Here is a 24434-nt window from a genome sequence, read left to right as displayed (position 1 = left end):
GGCGGCGGCTAGCGCCGGGTGATCACCACACGTGAGGGGCGTTGACCCATATTGCTACGCATACCTCTTCGTAGCTGTTTTTGTACCAGTGAGGCGTATCCGACGAGAAAGTGATCGAATCGCCCGCCTCAAGCGTGTAGCACTGGCCGTCCAGGAAGATGTCTTTCCTTCCCGAGAGGATGATCCCGAATTCCTCGCCGCTGTGGCGGAAAGGAGTGGCGCTGGTGTCGTGGCCTGGCGGGCTCACGATCCATTGGGCCTCCAAGGCGCCGTTGAGGTCCGGGGTCAGGAGCTCGTAAACGGCCTCGCCCACGGACTTCTTGGTGACGCCTTTGAGGTTTCGCCGTTCGGCCTTGCGGACAACCGGCGATCTGGTCTCTTCCTGACCGATGAAGAATTTCCCGACGGGAATGTCCAGGCCGTGGGCCAGCTGTGCCAAAGTGGTGAATGATGGATTGGCCAGCCCACGTTCGATCTGGCTGACGATCGCCGGGCTGAGACCGGTGATTTCCGAGAGTTTGGACAGGGTCATCCCCTTGTCCTTGCGCATCGTGCGGACCTTGTTGCCGACAGTTGCCAGAAGCGCGCTCGTGCCGGCCGGTGAGGATGCCGTGATGATCTCGTTGGTCATGATCCAGCTTTCTCTCGGTGAGCTGACTCACATAACTATAGTGAAAAATTTTAGCGAATCAATGGTTTGGTGAAATTTTCTTCTCCGCCCGAACTGAGCGGCGTCCTGCGGCGGCGGACTCCTCACTGCTCGCGGCGCGGCGAGGGCTATTTATCAAAAAGCATTGACCTGGTGAATATCTTCAATATAGTTAAGTGAGTCGCATCACGTGGGGAAGTTTGCAACACGATCGACAGACGCGGGCGCTTCAGCCTTCTGGCGGAAGGCCCAGCCCAGCCCCACGTCCACCCTCGTGTTTCCCTACTGATCCTGCGGCATCCAAGCAAGCCATCCACGCTCCCCTTACCGGACTGGATGTCCCCGTTTGCTTCAAAGCGCTACGAAGAGGCACGCGTAGCTATCTGGGCTAACTCGCTTCCCATGAGGTGAGCTGGTTCGGCCCCGCCGGACCAAGCCAAAATGATAGTTTCGATCACCGTCCATACCCCCTGGGTGGCAACGGTGATCCGTACCCTCACGCACCGCGAAGGTGCGGAGGAAGGAAAGAATCATGACTGACACTGTCGTCAAGAATGGCCCGGAGAGCGCCCGGAAATCCCGGCTCTCTCCGGAAATCCGCCGCGGGCTGCTGGGCCTCGGACTCGGGAACACCCTTGAATGGTACGACTGGATGGTCTTCGGACTCCTGTCGGCCTTCATCGGGCCAAAGTTCTTCCCCTCGCAGGACCCCACCGCCGCAACCCTTAACGCCTTGGCGGTCTTCGCCGTCGGCTTCGCGTTCCGTCCGCTCGGTGGCGTCCTGCTCGGTACCTTCGCCGACAGAATCGGCCGTCGAAAAGTGATGCTCTGGTCCATCATGATGATGGCAGTCACCACGCTGATCATCGCCCTATGCCCGACCTACCAGCAGATCGGTGGCGCTGCCGGCGTCATCCTCCTGATCTGCCGCATCGTGCAGGGCATCTCCACCGGTGTTGAAGCTCCGCTTTCCACCGCACACGCCGTCGAACTGGTTCCCGCGGGGCGCGAAGGGTTCGTCGCAGGCATCATTTCCTTCTTCGTCAACTCGGGCATCCTCCTCGCCTCGCTGGTCAGCTACCTGTGCAGCCTGATGCTGAGCGGGACCGTCATGGCCGACTGGGGTTGGCGCGTTCCCTTCATCGTGGGGGCAATCTTCGGCTTTGTCGTGGTCTACCTTCGCCGGACCCTTCCGGAAACCATGCGGCCCGAGGAGCTTGCGGAGAACTCCTCGAAAGCTGTTTGGGGCGGGGTGCGCAAGCATTGGCTGAGCGTGCTGGCCATCACCTTCGTCGTTGGGGCGGCGCAAGCCTACAACTACGCCTGGAATACGGGACTGCCCACCGCGGCTCGCAGCGGCTTTAAGGAAGACGCCACGGCTGTCTTCGCCCTCACCACCATTCTTGGCGTCGTGCTGGTAGTCGGCAGCCTGGTGGTCGGCAAGTTCGCCGATGGCAAGTCCATTTCCAAGTGGTTCCTGATCACCCGCGCGCTGTCCATTCCTTCGGTCTTCCTGATGCTCATGTACGTCCGTCCGGGCATCGGCGGATTCGCCGCGGTCCTCCTCGGCGGCTCGGTTGTTCTGGTCCTGAACATGACCCTTTACAACGTCGTCACGAGTTCCCTGATGCCCAAGGCCTGCCGCGGCGCCGGAACTTCCCTCGGTTACGGAATCGGCGTCGCCATCTTCGGCGGCACGGCCTCCTACCTCCTGGTCTGGCTCCAGTCCATGAATGCATCGTGGATCTTCCCGGTTTATGTCGCCGTGCTGTCCGTGTTGAGCATTGTGTTCTACGTGCTCGCCCGGCGGAAGAACGGAATTTTCATTGGGAGCTAGGAATATGATCTCGTTTGACCTCAGCGAGTCCGATGTGGAGCTCTACACCGCGGCCCGTCAGCTGCTTCTCACGGCTCACCACGGCGAGAACCACCGGGTGGCCGCGGCCATGCGGGGCGAGTCAGGGACGATCTACCTGGGCCTTCACATCGGCTCGAAACGAATCAACGTGTGCGCCGAATCCAGTGCCCTCGCGAATGCCCGCATCGCGCAGGAAGCCTCGATCCGGTCGTCCGTCGCAGTGAGCATGGACCCACACGGCGAACCCCAGGTCACCAATCCTTGCGGCGTTTGCCGGGAACTGCTGCGGAACTATGGGCCCGAGGCAACTGTCCTGGTTGATGCCGGGGGAGAGGTTGGAAGCGTCGGCTTGGAGGAACTCCTGCCGTATCCCTGGATGCGGGCCACCGAGACCGAATGGACCACCCAACCGCCGGAAGCCATGACGTCCTACTGAATGCAATGGAAATGGCCGGGACTCATGAGTCCCGGCCATTTCTTCAGTTCGGTGCTATTCGACCGGTACTATTCGACCCGGTCAAGCCATCTCTTGGACGTCAGTGCTTTGTGGCCGCGCTTGCGAACGATAGACGTTCGGCCAAGCCAATTCCGGCCCCGGGGAGGCCCGGCCTCGGCCAAGGCAGGGGAGGAGGCTTCCGGTGCCGCCCCTGATGCGGCCGGCTGGCTCGGACACAGGTCCGTGATCAGTCCCATTCCCGCACATGCCCGCACTTCGCGGATTCCCACAACTGCGGCGCGTTTGGTCTCAAAATCCTTCGAGACCGCCATGACGGTCCCGTCTGCTGCCTTCAGCCGGAACCTGTAGCGTTCCCGGGCATCGACAAACAGTTCAAACTTCCCAGCCATTGGCTGACCTCCCCAATAGAGACATATCGTCCTTCATTGACCGTACCCGGCGGCCACCAAAAAGCAAAGCACCCTTAGTGTTTTAGCCGATATGCCGCTCGGATGCCGCGATCCGAGCGGAATGTGGTTGCCGGATGCAGTGCTGACGTGTAGCTTTGGCGATGCAAAGTAACCTTAGTAATACCCGCCACCGCCGGGTCCGCGGTTCAGCAGGAGGTACAGCAGTGGGTATCGGATCATCCATCTTCCTTATCGCGATAGGCGCCATTCTGGCCTTCGCCATCCCCGGAGATGTCGTGTCTTTCATCGACCTCCATATGGTCGGCTACATCCTGATGGTCGTTGGCGTCATCGGCTTGATCGTTTCCCTTTTCGTGTTCGGCCCGCGCCGGACCCGCCGAATCAGCGAAAGCCGCGCCACAGTTGACCCGGTCACGGGGGACCGCATCGTGACCCGGGACACCCGCGACGGCGGAATCTAGCAACAGCAGGAACAAAGGGGAGGGTCGGCGTGCCGGCCCTCCCCTTTTCGATGCACCCGGACGGCTTGTGGCAGCTCAGGCCAGGAACAGGCGCCGGTTCCTAACCGCCACTTCCCTTGCCGTTGCTCTTGTGATGTCCCGGTGCCGGTGCCACCGGAACAGGCGCAGCCGGCGTGGATGGCTCAATGCTCGGTGAGGGCGTCGGCGTAGGGGTGTTGGGCGTGGGCGTTGCCGAGACGGACGGGTCCGGGGCCGCGGGAGCAGGCGACTGGAAGGCGCTCACGCCAACGATCACCAGGGCGGCGGCCAGAAGTGCGGCGGCGACAGCTAACGCCGATCTGCGCGCGCGGCTTACGGGCTTCCCTCGCCTCGCCGTTGCCTCGGGCTGCACCCGCATCTGGATGGTTGCCTTGGCGGTGCGGGGCGGGCGGTCGGGCATGCGCGGAAGAGCCTGCGTGGCTCCGTTGGCGCCAGCGGGTATCGCCGCTGGGACGCCGGAACCGAAGGCACTCCGAAGTGCTTGCTCAACCTCTAGTGCGCCAGGCCGCGCAGAAGGTTCAGTCAATGTCATGGCGGTGAGGAGGTCAACCCAGCGCGCCCCCAGGGCCTCCGGTACACGGGGTGGGCGGTGGAGCCTCGCGACGGCCGACTCCACGCTGGTTCCCGGGTATTCGAGCTTTCCGGTCAGGCATTCGAGGAGGAGGAGTCCGAGGGAGTAGATATCGCTTGACGGTCCGAGGACAGAGCCGGTGGCCTGTTCCGGGCTCAGGTATGCTGCGGTTCCCACCATCGTGCCTGTTGCGGTCAGGCGCGTTCCCTCCATGATGCGGGCGATCCCGAAGTCTGTGAGCTTGGGCCGGATGGGGGATCCTACAGGGGTATCAGGCAGGAGGACATTCGCGGGTTTGATATCGCGGTGGATGATCCCGCGCCCATGGACGTAGTCCAGGGCCGAAGCCAGATCCGCTCCTATATGGGCTACGTCCCGGGGCGACAGCGGTCGGCCCCGCAATCCGGCATACAGGTCCGGACCGTGAATCAGTTCCATGGCGAGGAATGTCCGGGCATGCTCTGGGTCCCGATCGTCGGTACCGGCGTCGAAGAGAGTGACGAGTGAGGGATGATTGAAAGTCGCCAGGAGCCGCATCTCGTTTTCATGCCGGGCAAGCTCGTCCGGCCCGCCGAGCAGGGGAGAAAAGAGCTTCAGCGCCACGTCGCGGCCTAGCCTCTCATCTTGCGCCCGGTACACCGACGCGGTGGCGCCGCGGCCGATCAAGGTTCCCAACCGGTACCGACCAGCTACAAGGGCATCGCTGTCTCCAGCAATAAGGCCATCAGGCACGGTTTCACCTCGCTTTCTTCGAACCGACGGAGCCCGTACAGTCTAGGCCCCCTTGCCGGGCCATGGACATTCGTCCCCTCTGGGGTAATCGTCCGGCCCTAGGGGAAGGTTACTGTTCGGCAGCGCGGGCCAGATCGAGCGTTTTCGAGATGACTGCCACGCGCTGCTCCACTGTTGCGTGCGGAGGGGCGGCAACTTTGATTCCCCGAAAATCCTTGCCGGACGCCGGACCCGCCGCGCGCAGGCATTCCTCAATGCGGTTAGCCGTCAAGAGGGACCCCGACTCGAGGACATCCAGGTCCCCAGGCGATTCGACGTCCGGACGGGCGGGCAGCGAGGTTGGAGGCGCAGGAGGTACGTGCACATCGGCCCAGGCCGCACCGTACCGGGTATCAACCGCTGCGCAGCCTGAGAGCACAAACCCTCCGAGCAGGTCATTCCCGCGAAGGAAGTCGATGTGCTCCAGAGCGGCATCCGGGTTGCGTTGCTCAATCACGGACCGCCCCCAGTTGACGGCAATGCCCATGGATCGGCCGCTTGACTCGTTTACCCCGTGCACTGTTTCCGCTTCAACGTGGAGCGGGAGAAATCCTTTGGAAGGCACTTGCCCAGGGACAAATGCATCACAGTGCTCAAGCACAATCCGCGCACCGTTCCACTGCCAGTCAGAAATTTCCTTCAGCGAGTCGGCCAAGGCGGCCGCAGAAGCCGCCTGTCCATCTGCCCAAGGCGCTGAATGGATCTCAACGGCAACAACCGCGGCTCGGGCAAGGCTCTCGTTGAGCCTTCCGGCGGCGTTCAGCGCCTCTCGAATGAAGTCGATTGCCGCCTTGCGCCCGGCATTGGAAGTTGAGGCCAGGCCGAAGCCGGGGTCTGAGCCAAGGCGGGCCATGGTCCCGGGAATGGTGGTCACGATGAAGTCTGCTTGCTCTGGCAGCTGCCGCAATAACCAGGATTCGTCGTCCTTGTGCAGCTTCCCCGCGAAGGGGACTTCGAGGCCGGCAACGCCGTCCAGTTCCAAGACAGATTTGAGGAACTTGCCTTCAGCCGACGGATCCCAACCGTTCAAGCTTGGTGCTGCCGCATAGGCCCCTATGAAGAATTTGCTCATCGACTGACCGGTTCATGGTTCCCGAGGAGCGGCAGTTCATCGCGCCGGGGGAGCCCCTCCCAGTCGCCGGGGACGAGGCACACAAAAGCACCTGTGCTGACGGCTGTCTGAAGACGCTCCTCAGCCTCCAAGCCTCCGACGAATTCGGCCAGGTAGCCCGCGACGAACGCGTCTCCGGCACCCACGGTATCGAGGGCAACGATGACCAGTGCGCCCTGTCTGAAGACCTTGCCGTCGACGAATGCCAAGGCGCCGTCTGCGCCCAACTTGATAAGCACTTGGCTGGGCCCCATGGCCGCGATGCGTCTGGCGGCCTCCTCGGCGTCGCGGACTGTCCCGACTGCGAGTTCGGCCTCTTCGAGACCGGCGAAAACGATGTCGACGTCCGGGATAATTTCGCGGTAGGCGCTTCCGGCGGCCTCGGTGCTCCAGAGCTTACTACGGTAATTCAGGTCGAAAGAGACCGGAACACCGGATGATTTGGCCGCGGCGATAGCGTACTGAAGGGTGGAAGCGGCTTGCGGAGAAAGCGCCGGGGTGATTCCGCTGACGTGGAGCAGGGCGGCCCCGGCAATCAGCCGTTCGTCGACGTCGTCGGGGACAATCCGTGAGCCTGCACTGCCGGAACGGTAATACGCAACTTTCTGGGCTGTGGGGGTCCGACGTTCCTTGATCATCAGACCCGTGGGCGCGTCGTCGTCGACTATGGCGCGGACATCCACGCCCTCAGCGCGGATCTCCCGTGCTACAAGCTGGCCGAGGGAATCCGCGCCGATCCGGCCGCACCAGACGGCCTGGACACCCAAACGTTGCAGGCCGATGGCAACATTGGACTCAGAGCCTCCGATGCCGAGGCTCATGGTGGACGCATGGGCAAGCGGGCCGGCCTTGTCCGAAGCCATGAGCGCCATGGTTTCCCCAAGGGTGACGACATATGTTCCGTGACTCATAGGGATTCACGTGCCTCATCAACGAAGTTTCGGACCCGTCGGGCCCGTGCGGTCAGTTCAGCCAGGCTCCCGCCTTTGAAGGCGTCGCCGAGGAGCGGTCCTCCGAGACTGACTGCCAATGCTCCTGCACGAATCCATGCCGGCACGTCTTCGATATTGACACCGCCGGAAGGGACCACCTGAATGTCGGGGAAGGGGCCGCGGAGTTGCGATATGTAGCCGGGCCCGACCGTGGAGGCGGGGAAGACCTTGACGGCTGTGGCGCCCAGCTTCCAACCGGTGTGGAGCTCGGTGGGGGTGAGCCCGCCAGGAAAGACGGGCACCCCGCGTCGGGTGCAGGCGGTGATGACGTCCGGTTCGGTGACGGGCGTAACGACGTACGCGGCGCCCAGGTCGAGTGCCGTTTCCGCCTCGGCAGCCGTCGTCACCGTGCCGACGCCGATTTCCACGGATTCGCCGAACCGCTCCCGGAGCAGGGGAAGTTCCTCGAATACTCCCGGCGTGCTCAGGGTCAGCTCGATACTGAACACACCGCCTTCCCGGAGGGCCTCGATGACGGGGGCGTAGTCCTTCGCGTGCCGGGCCCTCAGCACTGCAACGACCCTGGAGTCGCGGAGTATGGCGGACGGGGCTGCGCGGGAGTCGGTGCCCGGGGTTTCGGGACGGAACATAGATGTCCTTCGTACGGTGGTTGGTTGGCGGGGGCTCCCGACGGCGGCACTCGCGGCCGTCGGGAGCCCTTCGGGTGCTACTGGACGTGCTGCGCTTCGGAGGTCACCGTGACAACCCCGCTTTTGCCGTGTGCTGCATCCTCAGGGTCGGTCAAATCGCGGTTGAGGGTTTCCGGTGACATGCGGGTCGCGATGAAGCTGATGAGCATGGTCAGGGACATGTAGATCGCCACGGGGATCCACGAGTTGCTGAACATCCCCAGCAGCGCCGCGCAGATCATGGGAGCGATGCCTCCGCCGATGATGGACGAGAACTCGCGCCCCAAGGTGACACCTGCGTAGCGGTAACGGCTGCCGAAGATTTCAGGGAAATAGCTCATGTGCACGCCCACAACGCCTTGGCATGCCAGGACGAATCCGACCACGATCACCAATACGATGGCTACCGGCGAGCCCGTGGTCAGCAGCAGGAACGCGGGGGCAGGGAAGAGGATGAGTGCCCCGGTGATGAGTGAGACCACGCGTCGGCGTCCAATCTTGTCGGAAAGGATTCCGAAGGACACCGCCGCGACTCCGCCACAGAGCGAACCGATAAGGAGCACGGGAGGAATGAACTTCGGGTCCGTTCCGATCACGGTAATGAGGTACGAGGCCATGAACACCTGGATGGTGTAGGACTGGGTGCTGACGCCGAGGTTCATCAGGATGACGCGCAGGACGTTGGCCTTGCCGTATTTGGCAACTTCCCGCAGGGGTGCCGGAGGTTCCGTGCGGGCCTGCTTGATCTCTTCGAAGACCGGCGATTCGTCCAGCTTGCGTCGGATGACCAGCGCGGCGATGGTGACGAAGATGCTGGAGAAGAAGACGAGCCTCCAGCCCCACGTGAGCATGTCGTTGGGTGCCAGCGACTGGGCTGCGATCCACACGAGTGCTCCGAGCGCCGTTCCGGCGGCGGCGCCGACCATGATGAGGGACGCCAGCTTGCCTCGGGTTCCAGGCGCGGCGGATTCGGTGAGCAGCGTTGCGCCGCCCGATTGCTCCGCTCCGGCGCCGAAGCCCTGGGCAGCGCGGCAGACACACAGCAGGATCGGGGCAAGGAGACCTACCTGGCCGAAGGTCGGCAGGAGCCCGATTGCCAGCGTCGCTCCTCCCATGAGCAGCAGGGTGACTACCAGGACCCACTTGCGGCCGAGTCGATCGCCGAAATGGGAGAAGAAGATCCCGCCGAGGGGCCTGAACAGGAATCCGACGGCGAAGGTGCTGAAACTGGCCAGCAGCGCCGCCGCGGGCGAAATGTTGGGGAAGAAGAGCTTGCTGAAGACGAGTGCCGACGCTGTGCCGTAGATGACGAAATCGTACAGTTCAAGCGTGGTGCCGATGAGTCCGGCGATGGCTGCCTTCCGGACTTTGCTTTGGTCCACCGGCGTGGGCGGGAGGTTTGCTGCTGTGGTCATTTCCATACTCCTTTGAATGGATGTCCGCTGGCCCGTACTTGGGCCGAGTCAGTAGGTGATGAGGACCTTGAGGTTGGTGGGGTCTGTCACGGGGGCCGTGAGTGCGGCCGCCGCGTTGGCGAGGGGAAATGTTGCGGTGATGATTGACCGGAGGTCCACTACCCCTGAGGAGGCGAGCTGGATCGCCGTCGGGAAGGCGTTGGCGTACCGGAACGCGGTCACCAGGTCGATTTCAAAGCGTTGCAGGAAACCGAGCGGGATCCCGTCGACGGTGGGGCGGGCCTGGCCGACGACGGTTGCCCGGGCGGCCGGGGCGAGTGTCAGGATGCCGTCGGCCAGTGCACGGGTGTTGCCTGAGCATTCGATCAGGCAATCCATGTCTTTCAGATCCAAGGGCGACACCGAGTTGTTGATGGTCCGGGTGGCGCCGAACCGGGCGGCAACAGCCAGGCGGTCGTCGTTGACGTCGGTCACGACGATCTCTGACGCGCCGCGGGAGGCCGCCACTTGCGCCACGAGCAGGCCGATCGGCCCTGCGCCCGTGATCAGCACCCGGTGTCCGGCCTGCACGTGGGCGCGTTCAACCGCCCAGACGGCGACGGCAAGCGGTTCGATCGCTGCCCCGACCTCGGCAGGGATGCCGTCCGGAAGAACGTGAAGCGCCGCTTCGGGCACCACCACGTGGCGGGCGAACAGCCCGTCGGTGGGCGGGGATCCGAAGCACGTCCCCGTCGGGCAGAGGTTGTAGCGTCCGGAGAGGCACGTGGGGCAGTTCCGGCACGGCAGCGCGGGTTCCATCACGACGGCGGTGCCCGCGGCGATGCTGGCCGCCTCACCGCGGGCGATGACGACGCCCGCACCTTCATGGCCGAGAACCGTGGGGTGGCGAAGGACGTTGGTGCCGTTGCGGCCGTCGGCGAAATAGTGCATGTCCGAGCCGCAGATGCCGCCCGAGCGCATCTCGACGAGGACATCGTTCGGTCCGAGGGTCTTCAGGGGTTTGTGTTCGATGCGGATGTCGCCCGCTCCGTGGAGGACGGCCGCTTCAGTGGTCAGCGGCACGGAGGATCCGTCGGCGCGGCGGATTGCTTGGGTGGTCATCGGATGCTCCGGGTCTGTGCGGGAAGAAGTGAGGTTGACTCGGCGGCCGCGCTTGCGGCGGCGAGCGGGCCGTGCCGGTGGATGATGTCGATCAGCTCACCAGTGCGGCGGATGAAGTCTTCACGAGTCGCGAGTTCGTCGCCGAGAAGATGGTGTTCGCCGAGTACCTTGGCTGCGAGGTCCCTTCCGGACGTGGATCCCGTTGCGAGCTCCTGGAGTGTTTCCCGGGCGGGATCTTGCATCTCGTTGGCGTGGTTGCCGGGGTCGAATCCCTGAAGGGGCGCGATGCACGACAGGTACGCGGCGACGGTGAGCGCGAGGTAGTGGGGCATCGCACCGGTGTCGAGCATTTCCAAGGCAGGAGTCGGGATCCGCTGGCGGAGTTTGACGGAGCCATCGCTGCCCACCTGGCTGGTCCGGTGCCCTAGTGCCGAGTTGCGCCAACGCGAGAAGAGTTGCTCCTCGTAAGCGTCGACGTCGACGGCGGCGGGCACCGTCACGCTCGGCAGGTACTCATCACGGAGTACGCGGCGCGCGGCGGTTTCAATGTAGGCCATGTCCGTGGCGGCCGGAATGGTGGCTGCACCGGACAGGGCTCCGAGGTAGGCGATCAGCGAGTGGGTGCCGTTCAGGAGCCGGACCTTGAGCTGCTCATACGCCGCGACGTCGTCAGTAAAGATAGCCCCCGCAGCCTCCCAGGCCGGGCGGCCCGCTATGAAGTTGTCCTCCAGGATCCACATTGTGAAGGGCTCGGCTGGCACGGGGATCTGGTCAGCGTAGCCGAGTTGCTCGGCGACGAGGCTGCGGTAGTGGTCCGTCGTGGCGGGTACGATCCGGTCCACCATGGACGAGGGGAAGGTGACGTTGGCATCGATCCACTGGACCGTCTCGGCGGCCTCGCCGGCCGGGAGCAGTGATGCGAATTCGCGTACCAGGCGTTGGGTGTGGTGCCCGTTGTCCGCGAGGTTGTCGCAGCTGAGGACCGTCACTGCTTTGCCATGGGTGCGCGCCCGCTGCTGGAGTCCGCGGACGATCTGCCCGATCGGCGTCCGGGGGACTGAGCTGTTCGCGAGGTCGTGCCGGACGTCAGGATCGGCAACGTTCAAGGAGCCAGTCGCGGGGCTGTAGGTGTAGCCGTTTTCGGTGACCGTCAGGGATACGATGCGCGTGGTCTCGGCGCCAATGGCGGCCACGACGCGTTGTGGTTCCTGTGCCGCGACAAAGGCGTCCGTATGCACGCGCGGGGTCGAGAACTTGGATCCGTCGGGCGAGATTTCGACGACGGTGTAGAGCATGTCCTGGGCGTGCATGGCATCGGTGATGGTTGAGGAACGGCTGGAAATCCCAATGATTCCCCAGTCGCCGCCCTGCGCCGCGACGGCGGCATCCGTATAGACCGCTTGGTGCGCGCGATGGAAGTTTCCGAAGCCGAGGTGCACGATGCCGGGTGCGGGTGCCGGGGCGACGGTTCGGCGCAGGACTCCGGGTGTTTCGGCGTTCAGCTGGGGGAGGCGTGGCGTGGCCATGGGTCACCAGTCCTTCATGGAGCCGTCGAGCTCCCGGGCGATGGGCAGATAGGCCTGCTTGTACGGGAAGCGCGCTGCGGCATCTTCGTCTACCTGGACGCCCAGACCGGGCTCTTCGCCAGGGTGCAGGTAACCGTCTTCGAAACGGAAACTGGATTGGAAGACCTCGGACACCTTGGGGTCGTAGCCCATGTATTCCTGGATGGCGAAGTTGCTCGTGGCCAGGCCGAGGTGCAGCGATGCGGACAGGTTGATGGGGGAGACATCGGACGGGCCGTGGGGTGCGCCCTTGATTTGGTACACCTCAGCGAAGGCCAGGATCTTCCGGACGTGGGAGATGCCTCCGGCATGTACGACGGCGGTGCGGATGTAGTCGATGAGCCGTTCAGTGATGAGCAACTCGGCATCCCAGACGGTGTTGAAGACTTCGCCGATGGCCAAAGGAATGGTGGACTGCTGGCGCAGCGTGCGGAGCAAACGCTGGTTCTCCGCGGGGGTGACGTCTTCGAGCCAGAAGAGGTCCACGTCTTCCAAGGAGCGGGCCAGACGGGCTGCCTCGGTGGGGTTGAGGCGGTGGTGGACGTCGTGGAGGAGCTTGAGCTCGGGGCCGACGTGCTCACGGACTGCGCTGAGGATCTTTGGTGCGTGGCGCAGGTAGGCGCCGGTGTCCCAGTCTTCTTCGACAGGTCCGGCACCGCGACCGGCGGGTTCGTAGCTCGCGGCACCCTTGGTGACGCCGTAAACCTTGTCGAGCCCGGGGACGCCGGACTGGGCGCGGACGGCGCGGAAGCCTTGTTCACGGCGCTGGTCAATCGAGTCCAACAGTTCGGGCAGGTCCCAGCCGGTGGCGTGCGTGTACGTGAGGATCTTGTCGCGGGCTGCGCCGCCCAGGAGCTGGTAGACGGGAACACCGAGGGCCTTGCCTTTGATGTCCCAGAGGGCGAGGTCGATGGCGCCGATCGCGGCCATGGTCACCGGCCCGCGCCGCCAGTACGCGCCTTTATAAGAGTATTGCCAGGTGTCTTCGATGCGGTCCGCGTCCCTGCCGAGCAGGGCCGGGCCGAGGTGATCGCGGAGGTAGCTCGCGACGGAGAGCTCGCGGCCGTTCAGTGTGGCGTCACCCCAACCGACGATGCCGTCGTCGGTGGTGATCTTGAGGGTGACGAAGTTGCGGCTCGGGCTGGTTACCAGGACGTCGACGTCGACGATTTTTCGGGTCATCGGGAAATCACTACATTCTTAAGCGGCTGGTTTGTGGAAAGACGGGTGATGTTTTCGGCGATCTCGAGTGCGCGGCTGCGGAAAGTCTCTGCGGTGACGCCGGAGGAGTGCGGGGTCATGATGATGTTGTCCAGCCGGCCGAACGGGAGGGTGGACGGTTCGCCGCGGCCGTCAGTTCCCGGGTATTGGTACCAGACGTCGATCGCGGCCCCCGCGATCCGCCGGTCTTTCAGGGCTTCGTAGAGTGCGGCTTCGTCGACGACGGGTCCGCGGGCAATGTTGACGAGCAAGCCGTCCGGCCCGAGGTCGTCGAGTTCTGCCGCGCCGATGATGCCGGTGGTTTGCTCCGAGAGCGGGATGCTGACCACCAGGATGTCCGATTCACTGAGCGCCTCGCCGAGGCGTTCGGTGGTGCCTGCCCAGCGCAGGGAGTTGGCCTTTGCGTCCACGCTGCCGCTGCGGGTGATAGCGATACCTTCGGCGCCGAAGGCCTTGAGGAGCGACCATGCGGCGCCGCCGATGTGCCCGAATCCGAGGAATGTGACCACGGCACCGCGGAGTGTTTCCGGCTGGCGGATCCCTGAGGAATAGACAGACGAAGACCAGACGCCGCTCCGAAGTGCCGCGTCCTGGCCAAGCAAGTTGCGGCGGAGCGCCACCAAAACGGTGGCGATATGTTCGGCAATGGAACTTTCGTGGTGGAAGGTGTTCGCGCAGACCGCACCGACGGGCAAAGCGGAGGCGTCGATGCCGTCGTAGCCGGCACCGCCAACGTGCACAAGCCGCAGATTGCCGGCGGCCGCGCCCATGGCCTCGGTGAAGCGTGGCCCGACGTAGACGTCGGCATCTTTGAGGTCGGTGAGTACTGCATGCTCGCTCCAGCTGTCGTGCCAGGAGGTAAGGGCGCCCTCGGGGAGCGCGGCCTCGAAAGTGGAGCGGTGGGGCATCAGGTTGGGGTCTGCGATGACGATTCTCATGGTTACTTTCCCTGGAGGGCTTGCTCTGCGGTGCGCGCAGCAAAGGTGGAGCCACGCACGATGAGTTGTGAACTGAGGTGGACGGCTTCCGTTGCTGTGGGCTTTCCGGCCATCTGCTCGAGGAGGAGCTCAAGGCTGAGGGCGCCGCTTCGGTCAATGGGTACCCGGACAGAGGTGAGTCCGGGTTCTGCCGCGGCGGCAATGTCGAGGTCGTCGATACCGACAACGCTGATGTCCTCCGGGCAGTGGTAGCCGAGGGTCCGGGCGCCGGCGAGCATGCCGATGGCGACCAGATCGTTGTATGCAATCACTGCGGTGGCGCCGCTGGCGACCACCGACGCTGCTGCGGCCAGTCCGCCGTCGACGGTTGCATTCTGGTTCCCCACGGTGACGAGTTCGATGCCCCAGTCGGCGCAGAAGCGGGTGATCGCTGCACGGCGTTGGCCGTTGGCCCATGACGACGCGGGCCCGGGAATGTAGGCGAGCTTGCGGTGGCCGAGGGCGTAGAGATGCTCGACGGCTTGGCGGATTCCCTCGCCGGCCTCCATGAGCACCCGTGCGGCGTGCTCCGCCTCTCCATTGATGACTACGAGCGGCGCGCTACCCGCGAGATGGTGAATCTGCTCGGAAGGCAGGCGGGGCGAGCAGAGGATAATGCCGTCCACGCCCGTGGCGAAGGATTCGAGGTGTGCCTGTTCCCGTGAGGACGATTCGGAGGTGTCGGCGAGGACCATCCGGTGGCGGCCGTGCCAGGCCTGGTCCTGGATGGCCTTGATGAGGGCGGCGAACACCGCATTAGAAATGTCCGGGACGATGACGCCGAACGTCCGGCTGCCAGTTACTCCGGGCACGTCGTAACCCAATTGTTCGGCCGCGGCCATGACCTTCTGCCGCGTTTCGGCTGCCAGGCGGCCGGGGTCTCCGAATGCCCGCGACGCCGTTGCCAGGGACACCCCTGCCAGCTTTGCGACATCCGTGAGTTTTGCCGACATCTGTCCTCCAGTTGCTTCGTTGAAACCTTGTCCTGCAAGTATGGAAAGACTTGTACAAGTTTGTCAATGATTTGCACGAGGTTGTTGGGGCTGCCGGGTTTGCTGGACCCGTTGAGCCTCGCGTAGCCGCGGAGTAGGGTGGCCCCACCCATCTCGCACCACCATTTGAGGAGCGACCATGTCACATCGCAGACTTCGACTGGCCACCATGACGGCAGTACTCGCGCTGAGCGTGACGAGCGGCGCCGTCGCCAACCCCGCCTTTGCCGATCCGCGCCAGACTGAAAAGACCGCCACCGCCACCGGATACGGCGGCGCGGTCAGCACCGTAGACCCTGAAGCATCCGCTGCCGCCATCGAGGTTCTCCGCAAGGGCGGCAACGCAGCAGACGCCGCCGTCGCCGCCGCCGCGACGCTGGGCGTGACCGAACCGTACAGTGCCGGGATCGGCGGTGGCGGATACTTCGTGTTCTACGACGCGAAGACCGGAAAGATCGGCACCATCGACGGGCGCGAGACCGCCCCGGCGGCGATGCCGCATGACGCGTTCATCGATCCCGCCACAGGGAAGCCGTACAACTTCACCCCCGAACTCGTCACCAGCGGGGTCTCTGTAGGCGTCCCCGGCACGGCGGCCACCTGGGAGCGCGCACTCGAACGCTGGGGGACGTTGAGTCTTGGCGACGCCCTCCAGCCTGCCATCAAGGTCGCGACCCGCGGCTTCGTCGTCGACCCGACTTTCCGCCAACAGACACTAGACAACAAGCTCCGCTTCGCGGCGTTCAGCTCCACCAGCAATCTGTACCTACCGGGAGGGGACGCCCCCGCCGTCGGCAGCATCTTCCAGAACCACGACCTCGCCGCGACCTACCGGCTCCTCGCGAAGCAGGGCACACAGGCCTTTTACAGCGGTCCGCTCGCAGCCGAGATCGCAGCAACCGTCCAAGCCCCGCCCAAGACCGCGACCACCACGCTGCCCATCCCCGTGGGGCACATGACCACAGCCGACCTCGCGGCATACGAGCCCCTGGACCAAGCGCCCACCCACGTCGACTACCGCGGCCTCGACGTCTACGGCATGGCGCCGTCGAGCAGCGGGGGTACCACGGTAGGCGAGGCGCTAAACATCCTGGACACCGTCAACCTTTCTGAGATGTCCAAGCCAGCTGCTCTTCACCACTACCTCGAGGCGAGCGCGCTCGCCTTCGCCGACCGTGGAAAGTACGTGGGCGACCCTGCGTTCGTCGATGTTCCCACCGCCGCGCTCACTGACCCGCTGTTCGGCAAGGAGCGCGCCTGCAAGATCGACCCACTGCACGCGGTCATGAAGCCCGTCGCGCCGGGAGATGTCTCCACGTTCGACGGCGTGTGCCCGGCTTCCGCGGCCGCACCCGCCAACGAGAAGGACACCGAAAACATCTCGACGACCAACATGACAGTCGCCGACCGGTGGGGGAACGTGGTCGAATACACGCTCACGATCGAGCAGACCGGCGGCTCAGGCATCGTGGTGCCGGGACGCGGGTTCCTGCTGAACAACGAGATGACCGATTTCTCGGCCGTATACAGCGCGAGCGACCCCAACCGAATCGATCCCGGCAAGCGCCCACGCTCTTCGATGTCCCCGACCATCATCCTCAAGGAGGGCAAGCCGTTCCTCGCTCTCGGCTCGCCCGGCGGATCGACGATCATCACCACGGTGCTGCAGACCATCTTGAACCGGGTGGACCTGGGCATGAGCATCTCCGACGCGATCGCTGCCCCGCGCGCCTCTCAACGTAACACCGCCAAAGTGACGGCCGAACCGGAGTTCATCACGGCGTACGGGAACCAACTCACGCCATATGGCCACCAGTTCACGCCATCCGGCGACGCTTTCACTTCGGCGGCGGAGATCGGTGCCGCAACCGCGATCGAATTCAGGCCGGGCGGGCTCATGATCGCTGCCGCAGAGCCAGTGCGGCGCGGAGGAGGGTCGGCGATGGTTCTCAAACCGTCGCGATGACCGATGAATGCGGAATCCATTCAGGCTGCTGACACCGAGGGTAGGGCCGGGGTAGCTTGTCCCCATGGCTACCGAAGCAACCACCCTCACCGTTGATGGGCCGAACGGTTCCCGGGAAATGCGGATCTCCAGTCCGAGCCGGGTTCTCTGGCCGGAATTGGGCCTCACCAAGCTGGATCTCGCGCGCTATATCGTTGATGTCGGGGAAGCATTCATAGCCGCGAACGGTGACCGGCCGGTCTCGCTGCAGCGCTTTTCGGACAGCATCGACGGAGAACAGTTCTTCTCCAAGAATCCGCCGAAAGGAACCCCGGACTTTATCCGGTCGGTAAGGGTGATCTATCCGAGTGCGCGCTCGCATCCCCAATTGGTCCTCGACGAGCCAGCCGCGGCAGTGTGGGCCGTCCAGATGAACACGGTGGTCTTTCATCCTTGGCCGTCACGAGCCGAAAACACCGACAACCCCGACCAGTTGCGGATCGACCTGGACCCGCAGCCCGGAACAGATTTCGATGACGCGATTCCCGCGGCCCTTGAGCTGAAAGGCGTACTCGCGGAGGCGGGATTGACCACTTTTATCAAGACCTCCGGAAACCGCGGGCTCCACGTCTATGCCCCGATCGAGCCTTCGCATGAGTTCTTGGACGTACGGCATGCCGTGATTGCAGCCGCCCGGGAGCTCGAGCGCCGAATGCCGGACAAGGTCACCACTGCCTGGTGGAAGGAAGAACGGGGTGAACGGGTATTCGTCGATTTCAACCAAGCCAACCGCGACCGCACCATAGCCGGCGCGTATAGCCCGAGGGCGCTTGCCCATGCCCCGGTCTCTTGTCCGATCACGTGGGACGAACTGGAAACTGCTGACCCGAAAAAGTTCACCATCCTTAGCGTGCCAGGCAGGCTGAAATCCGTAGGAGACCCTTGGGATGACATGAACTCCAAAGCAGGCAAAATTGACGTCCTGCTTCAATGGTGGGAACGCGACGTCGGAGCCGGGCTCGGGGAGCTGCCGTTCCCGCCCGACTACCCGAAGATGCCTGGAGAACCACCGCGTGTACAGCCAAGTCGAGCACGCAAGCAGGACTGACTGATAGGCCGGGAAGGTGGCCTCGACAGACAATGAGTGGAAGAATGAGGGCTGGACCAAAACGGCCGGCGGCGCATCTTGCCTGCTGAGACCCAGGTGAGTCCCCCAGTGCGCCGTCGGTCCTGACGTTGTCGAGGTTTTACGCCGCGCCGGTCCATCTGGGCGCGGTTGCCGCACGCCGGAGTTCTTTGGCGCGGGTGCGGAATCCGTCGGATGCCTGGCGAGGTTCGTCACATGGCTGGGAACCCACATTGTGAGGGATAGCGCTCGGGCGAACGGTCGCGGCCCGTTCGCGTACGCCCGCCGCCGGGCACAGGTCGGTGACCAATCCCATGCCCGCGCACTCCCGTGCAGCGGCGATTCCGGCGACAACCGCGGGCTTGTCCTCGAACGGCGTCGAAACAGCGATGACCGTTCCGTCAGGTGATTTGAGGCGGAACCTGAAAAAGGACTCCCCGTCAACAAACACTTCGAATATGCCGGCCACTGCTACCTCCCGGTCTGCGGATCCCGCTCAGTAGCGACTTCACTACCGCCCGGGACGGAGCATCACTGCATTCCTCGTCCGCTGCTCTGGTTGAACAACCACCGTGAATCGTTTTTCACGTGATATTCAGTCTGTGATGACTGTGTTGAGGCTAACAAGACCGCGTGGGTAAACCCTGTGTAAAACGTGTGCAACCGCGGGGTGGGTCAGTTGCCACTCGCCCGGTTCATCAAGTGCTCGAGCAGCGCTAGCTCCGGGAATCCCGGGTGCCGGGCAATGCTGGACCTGAGCTTTGCCCGTAGGTGCTCACCGCTCGGTTCGGTTCCGCCGAGGACTTCGTCGATGATCTCCTGCGCTTGCCCACGCAGGGCGGCCAGGGTGTCCCTGTCGTCCCCGGGAACCAGAACCGGTTCCGGCTCGACGAGCGGGTCTTCAGACTCCAAAGGTTCCGACAATGCCAGCTCCTGATATTTCATCCCGGCAACTCCCAGCTAGGTCCGGAATTCGCCCCCATCCACTAGATAGTAATGAGGGCGCCCGGGTTGTTCACCGCTAAATGCTCAGAACGACGAATATGGCTTGGAAACGACAGATTGTGACGCAAACCCCAAGGCGGCGCCGTCGCGCCGTTGCGGCCTCAGTCCATGACCAAGTCACGGGCGGCGGCAGCGATGTGGCGTGCGGAAATACCTGCGGCGTTGAGCAAGTCCTTGGGTTCGCCCGAGCCAGGAAGTTCCCTTACCGCAAGCAGCGCCAAATGGAGTTTGGGCGTGTTGGCACTCGCGAGCGCTTCGAGCACGGCCGAGCCGATCCCGCCTTGTGCGTAGTGGTCTTCTGCGACAACAATCCGGCCGTCGGTTTCGAGGCACGTCCGGCGCAGGGTGTCGACGTCGACCGGCTTGATGGAGTAGAGGTCGATGACGCGGGCTTTGATTCCCGACTGGGCCAGTTCCTCGGCGGCAGCGAGGCATTCGTGGAGCGTGACGCCGGCGCCGATGAGGGCAACCTGGTCGTCGGGGCCGGCGCCGTGGACCTTGCTTCCGCCAAGGGGGAAGTGTTCGTCCGGACCGTAAATCACGGGATAAGCTCCCCGGGTGGCGCGCAGATAGGAGATTCCGGGCGTGTCCGCCATGGTGCTCACGAGCTGCGCCGTCGAAGGGGCGTCGGCCGGATAGAGCACCGTGGAACTGTGCACTGCCCTCATGGCTGCTATGTCCTCCAGGGCCATTTGCGAAGGACCATCTTGCCCGATTTCAACGCCGGCGTGCGTGCCGACGAGCCGGATGTCCACTTCTGAGACTCCGGCCATGCGGATAAAGTCGAATGGCCGCGAAATCAGGAAAGCCGCGAAACTTGAGGCGAAGGCCACGTAGCCACGTACCGAGAGGCCGATGGTTGCGGCGACGAGTTGCTGCTCGGCAATGAAGATTTCGAAATACCGCTCAGGAGCCACCTCCTTGAAGTCTCCGGCGTGGGTCGAATTCCCCACTTCGCCGTCAAGGACCACCACTTCGGGGCGGACCGCAAGCGCGGATACGGCGGCGCCAAAGGCGGCCCTGGTCGCCACTTTGTCGCCAACCTTCCAATCCGGAAGTGTTACGGCGGCGTGAGTTTCCGGCGTGATTGCTGGAGTGCCGGGCTCCGGAGGTCTGGTGGTCACGTGGACGCTGCTCGGTCCACCAAGGGATGCTATGGCTTTCTCGGCCATGTCCGCCGGGAGCGCTTTGCCGTGCCAGCCGTTCTGGTCTTCGATCTCAGCTACCCCTTTGCCCTTGATCGTCTTGGCCAGGATCACCGTCGGCTGATCGTGGTCGCTGCGGGCCCGGCTCAGCGCGTCGTCTATCTGGCTGAGGTCATGGCCGTCGATGATGAGGGCCCGGGCCCCGAAGGCTTCTACCCGCCTGGCGTAGGCGTCCATGTCCCACTGCAGTTCGGTCGGGCCGTCCTGACCGAGCCGGTTGACGTCGACGACGGCGGTGAGGTTGCAGAGCTTGTAGTAGGCCGCCTTGTCGAGGGCCTCCCAGATGGACCCTTCAGCCAGCTCGCTGTCTCCGCACAACACCCAGGTGTGGAAGGGAAGTTTGTCCAGGTACCGTCCCGCGAGGCTCACCCCGACGGCGACCGGCAGCCCTTGTCCCAGCGAGCCGGTCGCCACATCCACCCAAGGCAGCACCGGCGTCGGGTGGCCCTGAAGACGGGCACCGAACTGACGATAGGTGTTCAGCAGTTCCTCTTCCTCCACCACGCCCACGGCCCGATACATGGAGTACAGAAGCGGTGAAGCATGTCCCTTGGAGAAGATCAGGTGGTCGTTGTTCGGCAAAGCCGGGTGTTCCCAGTCGTAGCGAAGGTGCCTGGTGAGGAGGACCGCCATGAGATCCGCGGCCGACAACGACGACGTGGGATGACCCGAGCCGGCGTTGGTGCTGCACCTGATGGAGTCCACACGCAATTGCGTCGCCAGAGCCCGGATGGAGTCCGCTTCTTCGGCTTGCATCAGTGCAGGCCGCATTTCTGGATCGTTCGACATCTCAGTTGCCTTTCATACGCTCTGAGCGGGCGGCCTGCACTTCATGTCGGGCCTACAAGATCGTGAGTGGCGGCTCTCCCAAGGGGCGCGAAGGCGGAGAGGGAAAGTCCGGGCCAGGGGTCGGCACAGGTGTCGGCCCTGGCTCCGGCAACGGTGCCGGCTCCGGCGTCGGGCTTGGACCAGGCTCTCGGGTGGGGTCAGCGCTAGGGTCTCGCGTCGGGTCGGGAGGGAACTCGCTCATTGTCTGCTCCTCGAATAGTCGATGAAGTCTGGGCGGACGTCCGTGGGGCCGGCCTGTTCGTGGCCGGCCCCACGGGGCTCAGCGGTCCGACGGACGCGGACGTGTTTCGGTTTCCTCCGTGGTGTAGTCGCCTTCGATCCGCTCTGCGGGGAGATCCGTGACGCGCTCCGTGCCGTAGTCGCCCTCGGTGTACTGGCCGACGCGAGCCGCGTCGCCGCCGTCGGCCGCTTCCGTAGCGGCAGGGGCCGTCAAGTCAGGATCGACGGCGGGCAGTTCCGAAGTGGTAGCGGCACGGAATACTGCCCCGGAGTCGTCGACATCCCCGGCGGCCACGGAGCCTCGCCAGCCGCCAGTCTCATAGCCGCGCTCTTCGATGAATTTCTTGAACTTGTCGAGGTCGGCTGAGACCCGCATGTCATCGATGCCCACCAGCGAGCCGGCCTTCTCGGCAAGGCTCTCTGGCTCCCATTCGATCTCCACATTTACTCGGGTACGGTCCGCTCCAAGTGGTTCGAAGCTAACCGTCCCCGCGTTCCTTGGTCCGTCAATGCTGGCCCAGCTGACTAGCGAATCCGGCACCTGCTCAAGGATTTGGGCGTTGAAGTCGCGCTTGACGCCGCCCACGTTGGTGGAAAAATGCAGGGCAGTCTCGTCGATTTGTTCCACCGCTTCGACGCCCTTCATGAATTCCGGGAAAGACTCGAACTGGGTCCATTGGTTGTATGCCACTGAAACGGGAACTTCCACGTCGATTGTTCGGTTAACCGTAGCCATGTTTGTGCTCCTTGCTTGCGCTTGTTCCTGCGGAGGTTGGTGGTCGTCTGGCGGTCTAGCCAGCGTCGAAAGTTTCGCCGTCGTCGTCTTTCGGGGACTTATCCTCGGGCAGCCCAGTCGCATCGCCCTTCGGTTCGGACGAGAAAGAACTCCCTGGCTTGCTTCCCTCGGAGTTCGACTCATCCAGCTCGGCATCGGCCGATGGCACCGCGGTTGATCCGTTCTGCCCGCCCTGATTCGCCTGCTGGCCCGCGCGTCCTGCTGTTTCTTGTTCCGGCGTCGGAGTTCCGTAGCCTCCGGCTTCCTCTTCCTCGGCTGCGTGCTGCTTGTCCATGTCCATACCGTCCATTCCGTGCTGGTTGAACCTGTTGGTGGAAAATCAAGAACCTGATACTTAAGACGCCGTCCGTAGTGACCGCGAGGCTGGCCCCGGACGAGAAGGCCTCTGGCCTTCTGTCGACGCCCTTTCAAGCCTGTTACCACATCGAAACTAGTAGGCTGGGCGGTTACTTGTCCATGGATTCGGGAAAATTGATCAGCAAACTTACTATGTCGATCGAGACGGCCTAGACTAGGCCGTCGTCAGACCTCGAATCAGGGTTCCGGCTCGGCCTTCCGGCGAGCGGGAGACCAGGAAAGCAGCGGGTACACGAGCACGATCGCCGCGAGGGCGACAAGAATGCCGCCCCCGGCGGCCAGGCCAGCTTCGGGCCCCACGGCAACGCTGAAGATCAGTCCGGCACATCCTGCGATCAGCAGGGATACACATGCGACGACGGCCTTGACGACCATGTCCCCTGCAGCCACCAACCGGTCCTTGACGTGATGCTGGAAGAGCCGCCGGTGCAGGCTGACCGGCACCAGCATGAGGCCGGTGGTCATGGTCGCCAGAACGACCAGAAGGAGAAACCACCACTTCTGCAGCTCGGTCAGGGTGCCGAATCTCTGCTGGAACGGAAGGGTGAGCAGGAAGCCACCGATAATTTGCACGCCTGTCTGGAGGACGCGCATCTCCTGGAGCAGCTCATTCCAGTTGCGGTCCATGCGCTGGTCCTCGGACTCATGCCTGGTGTCGGCTGCCGGCCCGGTGAGTGGAGGATCTTCCGGTCCGCTCACGACGGACGCGGCAGTTCGCAACCTGCCACAGGGTTCAGTCCCATGTAGTTCAGGGGGCCGGCAACAATATTCAGGCTGATTGTTGCCAACTGGGAACACTGCGCGGGAACTGCGCTGAAGTAGCCACGTTGTCCAGCGGCTACCGCTCCAATGATGAGCCAGATCACCACGATCAGCCCGAAAATCGACCCGAATCGCATGGCCCTCGACCAACCTCTCTTCAATCCCGGATATCATCAGCTTACTTATTTAGGGACGTCGACCATAGGCTGGGCACATGGGAACCCACGTTGGAACGTCGGGGTGGAGTTACGACCACTGGGAGCACGTGCTCTATCCCGCTGGCACTCCCTCCCGTAACCGGCTCGGTTACTACGTGCAGCAATTCGAGACCGTCGAACTCAACGCGAGTTTCTATCGGTGGCCGCGTGATCCATCGTTTGCCAGCTGGCGACGCCGGCTGCCTGAAGGCTTCGCCTTTTCGGTCAAAGCGCCCCGCGGGCTCACCCACGCAAAGCGCCTTTATGCCCCTGAAGCCTGGATTGGCAGGATCACCTCGGCGTGGCATGAGCTCGGGGCCAGGCGTGGAGTCATGCTGGTCCAGCTGCCGCCGGGAATGGAGCGCGACGACGGCCGGCTGGCGTATTTCCTTGACCTCCTTCCCGAGTGGATGAAAGTCGCCGTCGAATTCCGCCATCACAGCTGGCACGACGAGGCTGTCTACGAACTGCTTGAAAGGCACCAAACGGCCTACTGCATCATGAGCGGAGCGGAGCTCCCTTGCGTCCTGAGGGCCACGGCGCCGTTTGTCTACATCAGGATGCACGGGCCGGATCACCATCACCTTTCCGGAGGTTCATACTCCGATCAGGACCTGCGCTGGTGGGCAGAACGAATTGCGGAATGGGAGGCCGCGGGCAAGGAGGTCTTCGTCTATTTCAATAACGACGGCGGCGGCAACGCGGTCCGTAACGCCCTCACCCTCCGTTCGTTCCTCGGCAGCCACTAGGCGTG

General features: G+C 63.7%; 25 protein-coding genes. 6 read left to right on the top strand and 19 right to left on the bottom strand.

The annotated features are described in order from the left end of the window. Positions 1-22: 22 nt before the first annotated feature. Entirely contained in the window at positions 23-631 is a 609-nt protein-coding gene (locus tag ACSKT0_RS12740) for a helix-turn-helix domain-containing protein (protein WP_236810629.1), read from the bottom strand. Between the two features lie 550 nt (positions 632-1181). On the opposite strand from ACSKT0_RS12740, the gene ACSKT0_RS12735 reads away from it, so the two are divergent. Together ACSKT0_RS12735 and ACSKT0_RS12730 are read left to right on the top strand one after the other, a co-directional pair. Then, the gene (locus tag ACSKT0_RS12735; RefSeq protein ID WP_437770137.1) at positions 1182-2486 is read left to right on the top strand and encodes an MFS transporter; all 1305 of its coding nucleotides are present in this window, start codon (positions 1182-1184) and stop codon (positions 2484-2486) included. Positions 2487-2490: 4 nt separating this feature from the next. Continuing rightward, positions 2491-2943, top strand: coding sequence for a hypothetical protein (locus ACSKT0_RS12730; RefSeq protein WP_437770136.1), 453 nt, complete (start codon positions 2491-2493; stop codon positions 2941-2943). A 68-nt stretch (positions 2944-3011) separates the two neighbouring features. Here the strand turns inward: ACSKT0_RS12730 and ACSKT0_RS12725 are convergent, their stop codons facing one another. Further along, positions 3012-3353: a YegP family protein gene (locus ACSKT0_RS12725; protein WP_437770135.1), complete on the bottom strand. Its 342-nt coding sequence runs from the start codon at positions 3351-3353 to the stop codon at positions 3012-3014. A 224-nt stretch (positions 3354-3577) separates the two neighbouring features. Here ACSKT0_RS12725 and ACSKT0_RS12720 point away from each other — a divergent pair, with 224 nt between their 5' ends. Next, on the top strand, positions 3578-3835 hold the full coding sequence (locus tag ACSKT0_RS12720; RefSeq protein WP_078107972.1) for a DUF6458 family protein: 258 nt from the start codon (positions 3578-3580) through the stop codon (positions 3833-3835). A gap of 100 nt (positions 3836-3935) precedes the next feature. Here the strand turns inward: ACSKT0_RS12720 and ACSKT0_RS12715 are convergent, their stop codons facing one another. The 10 genes from ACSKT0_RS12715 to ACSKT0_RS12670 all read right to left on the bottom strand — a co-directional run bounded on the left by ACSKT0_RS12715 (position 3936) and on the right by ACSKT0_RS12670 (position 15180). Continuing rightward, positions 3936-5177 (bottom strand): serine/threonine-protein kinase, encoded by a 1242-nt coding sequence (locus tag ACSKT0_RS12715; RefSeq protein WP_437770134.1) that lies wholly within the window; start codon positions 5175-5177, stop codon positions 3936-3938. A 109-nt stretch (positions 5178-5286) separates the two neighbouring features. Beyond that, the gene (locus ACSKT0_RS12710; protein ID WP_437770133.1) at positions 5287-6288 is read right to left on the bottom strand and encodes a DUF4862 family protein; all 1002 of its coding nucleotides are present in this window, start codon (positions 6286-6288) and stop codon (positions 5287-5289) included. After that, on the bottom strand, positions 6285-7238 hold the full coding sequence (locus tag ACSKT0_RS12705) for a sugar kinase (RefSeq protein ID WP_437770132.1): 954 nt from the start codon (positions 7236-7238) through the stop codon (positions 6285-6287). Before ACSKT0_RS12705 ends, ACSKT0_RS12710 begins: the two co-directional genes overlap by 4 nt. Continuing rightward, a complete protein-coding gene (locus tag ACSKT0_RS12700; protein ID WP_437770131.1) occupies positions 7235-7909 on the bottom strand; it encodes a bifunctional 4-hydroxy-2-oxoglutarate aldolase/2-dehydro-3-deoxy-phosphogluconate aldolase in 675 nt (224 codons plus the stop codon). The genes ACSKT0_RS12705 and ACSKT0_RS12700 overlap by 4 nt, the downstream gene beginning before the upstream one ends. A 77-nt stretch (positions 7910-7986) precedes the next feature. After that, positions 7987-9363: an MFS transporter gene (locus tag ACSKT0_RS12695; protein WP_437770130.1), complete on the bottom strand. Its 1377-nt coding sequence runs from the start codon at positions 9361-9363 to the stop codon at positions 7987-7989. Positions 9364-9411: 48 nt separating this feature from the next. Then, positions 9412-10464 (bottom strand): NAD(P)-dependent alcohol dehydrogenase, encoded by a 1053-nt coding sequence (locus ACSKT0_RS12690; protein ID WP_437770129.1) that lies wholly within the window; start codon positions 10462-10464, stop codon positions 9412-9414. After that, positions 10461-11990: a mannitol dehydrogenase family protein gene (locus tag ACSKT0_RS12685; RefSeq protein WP_437770128.1), complete on the bottom strand. Its 1530-nt coding sequence runs from the start codon at positions 11988-11990 to the stop codon at positions 10461-10463. Before ACSKT0_RS12685 ends, ACSKT0_RS12690 begins: the two co-directional genes overlap by 4 nt. 3 nt (positions 11991-11993) lie before the next feature. Then, on the bottom strand, positions 11994-13211 hold the full coding sequence (manD, locus tag ACSKT0_RS12680; RefSeq protein WP_437770127.1) for a D-mannonate dehydratase ManD: 1218 nt from the start codon (positions 13209-13211) through the stop codon (positions 11994-11996). Next, entirely contained in the window at positions 13208-14188 is a 981-nt protein-coding gene (locus ACSKT0_RS12675; RefSeq protein ID WP_345450713.1) for a 2-hydroxyacid dehydrogenase, read from the bottom strand. The genes manD and ACSKT0_RS12675 overlap by 4 nt, the downstream gene beginning before the upstream one ends. Before the next feature lie 2 nt (positions 14189-14190). Further along, on the bottom strand, positions 14191-15180 hold the full coding sequence (locus ACSKT0_RS12670; protein ID WP_345450711.1) for a LacI family DNA-binding transcriptional regulator: 990 nt from the start codon (positions 15178-15180) through the stop codon (positions 14191-14193). Positions 15181-15358: 178 nt separating this feature from the next. On the opposite strand from ACSKT0_RS12670, the gene ggt reads away from it, so the two are divergent. Both ggt and ligD read left to right on the top strand, forming a co-directional pair. After that, positions 15359-17185 carry a gamma-glutamyltransferase gene (gene ggt, locus ACSKT0_RS12665; RefSeq protein WP_437770126.1) on the top strand — a complete coding sequence of 609 codons (1827 nt, stop codon included), beginning with the start codon at positions 15359-15361 and terminating at the stop codon, positions 17183-17185. Positions 17186-17249: 64 nt separating this feature from the next. Beyond that, positions 17250-18272, top strand: a complete 1023-nt coding sequence (ligD, locus tag ACSKT0_RS12660; protein WP_437770125.1) for a non-homologous end-joining DNA ligase — start codon at positions 17250-17252, stop codon at positions 18270-18272. Between the two features lie 139 nt (positions 18273-18411). Here ligD and ACSKT0_RS12655 read toward each other — a convergent pair whose 3' ends face one another. The 7 genes from ACSKT0_RS12655 to ACSKT0_RS12625 form a co-directional block, all read right to left on the bottom strand. Beyond that, positions 18412-18759, bottom strand: coding sequence for a YegP family protein (locus ACSKT0_RS12655; protein WP_437770124.1), 348 nt, complete (start codon positions 18757-18759; stop codon positions 18412-18414). A gap of 206 nt (positions 18760-18965) precedes the next feature. Next, a complete protein-coding gene (locus ACSKT0_RS12650) occupies positions 18966-19235 on the bottom strand; it encodes a hypothetical protein (protein ID WP_437770123.1) in 270 nt (89 codons plus the stop codon). Positions 19236-19396: 161 nt separating this feature from the next. Beyond that, positions 19397-21289, bottom strand: coding sequence for a transketolase (locus ACSKT0_RS12645; protein WP_437770122.1), 1893 nt, complete (start codon positions 21287-21289; stop codon positions 19397-19399). 319 nt (positions 21290-21608) lie between these two features. Then, positions 21609-22304 (bottom strand): SRPBCC family protein, encoded by a 696-nt coding sequence (locus tag ACSKT0_RS12640; protein WP_437770121.1) that lies wholly within the window; start codon positions 22302-22304, stop codon positions 21609-21611. A gap of 55 nt (positions 22305-22359) precedes the next feature. Beyond that, positions 22360-22638, bottom strand: coding sequence for a hypothetical protein (locus tag ACSKT0_RS12635; protein ID WP_437770120.1), 279 nt, complete (start codon positions 22636-22638; stop codon positions 22360-22362). A gap of 260 nt (positions 22639-22898) precedes the next feature. Further along, positions 22899-23348 carry a DUF6328 family protein gene (locus tag ACSKT0_RS12630; RefSeq protein ID WP_437770119.1) on the bottom strand — a complete coding sequence of 150 codons (450 nt, stop codon included), beginning with the start codon at positions 23346-23348 and terminating at the stop codon, positions 22899-22901. A 68-nt stretch (positions 23349-23416) separates the two neighbouring features. Further along, positions 23417-23620: a hypothetical protein gene (locus ACSKT0_RS12625; RefSeq protein WP_376940683.1), complete on the bottom strand. Its 204-nt coding sequence runs from the start codon at positions 23618-23620 to the stop codon at positions 23417-23419. A 77-nt stretch (positions 23621-23697) separates the two neighbouring features. On the opposite strand from ACSKT0_RS12625, the gene ACSKT0_RS12620 reads away from it, so the two are divergent. Continuing rightward, entirely contained in the window at positions 23698-24429 is a 732-nt protein-coding gene (locus ACSKT0_RS12620) for a DUF72 domain-containing protein (protein ID WP_437770118.1), read from the top strand. The last annotated feature ends 5 nt before the right edge of the window (positions 24430-24434 follow it).

The sequence above is a fragment of the Arthrobacter sp. KNU40 genome, assembly GCF_051515115.1.
Lineage (GTDB): Bacteria > Actinomycetota > Actinomycetes > Actinomycetales > Micrococcaceae > Arthrobacter.
This window is presented reverse-complemented; position numbering and strand designations above follow the sequence as displayed.